Origin of the sequence: Bacillus sp. JH7, assembly GCF_001563515.1 — a bacterium.
In the GTDB taxonomy this organism is placed as follows: domain Bacteria; phylum Bacillota; class Bacilli; order Bacillales; family Bacillaceae_G; genus Bacillus_A; species Bacillus_A cereus.
Map to the genome: position 1 here is coordinate 1 of NZ_LPUS01000023.1, position 469 is coordinate 469.

A 469-nucleotide genomic window follows, 5' to 3' on the forward strand; every position below is an offset into this window, starting at 1 on the left:
TTTAATCCAGCTATGATAGTAGGTATTAATAAAATGCCCACTATAGCGAAAAAATAAAATGATCCATATGCGGTCATGCTGTAACCTCACTCAATAATTTTTTGCGATCTACCTTTCCATTTGGTGTCATTGGAATAGAAGATTGATACATGAATTTACGTGGAATCATGTAGTTTGGTAATCGCTCATTGAGTTCTTTTTTGATTGCAGATGTTAATTTGAATTCTTTTTCAAATGAATGTTCTCCAGGAACAACAACCGCTAATAAATAATCGTATTTTTCACCTTTTTTAATTGGAACGATAACTGCACCTTCTACGTAAGAACACGCACGAAGGTGATGCTCAATTTCTTCTAATTCCATTCGATAACCATGCAGCTTAATTTGGAAATCAAGACGACCATTATAGAATAGAAGACCATTTTCAACATAGCCAGCATCGCCTGTTTTATAGGCGCGCTCACCGTC

Annotated in this window: 2 pseudogenes; both read right to left on the bottom strand. The window is 35.6% G+C overall.

Going from position 1 to position 469, the window contains the following annotated elements:
- Positions 1 to 77 (bottom strand): annotated as a pseudogene (locus tag AU379_RS29840) (D-alanyl-lipoteichoic acid biosynthesis protein DltB); the annotation flags it as partial.
- Positions 74 to 469, bottom strand: a pseudogene (locus AU379_RS23575) (D-alanine--poly(phosphoribitol) ligase subunit DltA); the annotation flags it as partial. The pseudogenes AU379_RS23575 and AU379_RS29840, both read right to left, overlap by 4 nt.